Annotated in this window: 1 protein-coding gene; it reads left to right on the forward strand. The window is 43.2% G+C overall.

Translation table 11 applies throughout. The annotated features are described in order from the left end of the window. Positions 1-110 precede the first annotated feature (110 nt). Positions 111-779, forward strand: coding sequence for a polysaccharide deacetylase family protein (locus F6K49_RS50255; protein ID WP_293110349.1), 669 nt, complete (start codon positions 111-113; stop codon positions 777-779). The last annotated feature ends 477 nt before the right edge of the window (positions 780-1,256 follow it).

A 1,256-nucleotide genomic window follows, 5' to 3' on the forward strand; every position in this document is an offset into this window, starting at 1 on the left:
TACACAAAAGCCGATCAACATCAAGATAATCTGGCGACGCCGCAAAATGCGATCAAGTAGGACATGGAAACTAGTCAAATTCACTCCACCCCATCCAAACTTACGACTAAATGCAATTTGCTCCCCTATACCCTATTCTGTATCAAATTCTCAAACCTGCCTTTCCCAATTGCCTGTGGTCAGGAGCAACGGATTCACCTGCGATCGCACTGACCTTCGATGATGGACCCCATCCACACTACACTCCCAAGTTACTGCAAGTTTTAAACCGCTACCAAGTCAGAGCAAGTTTTTTCTGGTTGGGCGTTTGCGTAAACCAAGCCCCCAGTGTCGCCAGAGAAGTTTACCAACAAGGTCACTGGTTGGGACTCCATGGATATTACCATCAGTCTTTTCCCTTTCTAAAACGGGATGCCCTTAAGCAGAGTTTGCTCCTTACCCAAGACGCGATCGCTCAAGCTTGTCAGATTCACCCAGACAAGGTAAAAGATGTTCGTCCCCCTAACGGATTATTTACGCCCCGAACCTTGAATATACTGCACCAGTGGAACTATAGATCAGTAATGTGGAGTGTTGTCCCAGAAGACTGGAAACGTCCTGGTGTCAGTATAATCGTGGAGCGAGTCCTAAAGCAGGTTCAAAACGGTTCCCTGATCGTCTTACATGATGGTTATTATGGAGGACAAGATGTGGTTGAAACTACGGGTGAGTTAATTCCTCAGCTATTGCACCAAGGTTACAACTTTGTTAGTATTAACCAGCTATGGCAGGAAAATTAGTAGTTTTGTTAATTGACTTACGGTTTTCTCGCTCACTGCACCGTAAACTCCTAGAAAAACTGCTTTGCTAGACGCTTCCGGTTTTCCATCTCCGGAACTCCTGTAGTGAACTACTCGGGTTCAATTACCTACTCTATATACTTCATATAGAGTAGAATATCGAGCTTGACGCTATATGTAGTGCTCAGCTAATCTGATAAATTTTAAAAAGAATGAGCAAAACGTAAAAATTGAAATTAGAAATTAAAATAATGATCAACCACTAGCTCTATCGGACGAGGAGAGTTGCTTCCCCTACCCAATGTTGAGATCGTCTTTCTCTGGAGTATTTCCGATGCCCTGGTTCACCATTCTGTTACGCAGGAATAGGGAATTAGGAGCTGGTTAAATGAACTTACTTGGCAGTACTTTCACTTAGCGTCTTACTACATTGGCTAGGGTTATGTGTTACAAGAGTAATGCAAAATAATCATTACC

Source organism: Moorena sp. SIO3I6 (assembly GCF_010672095.1).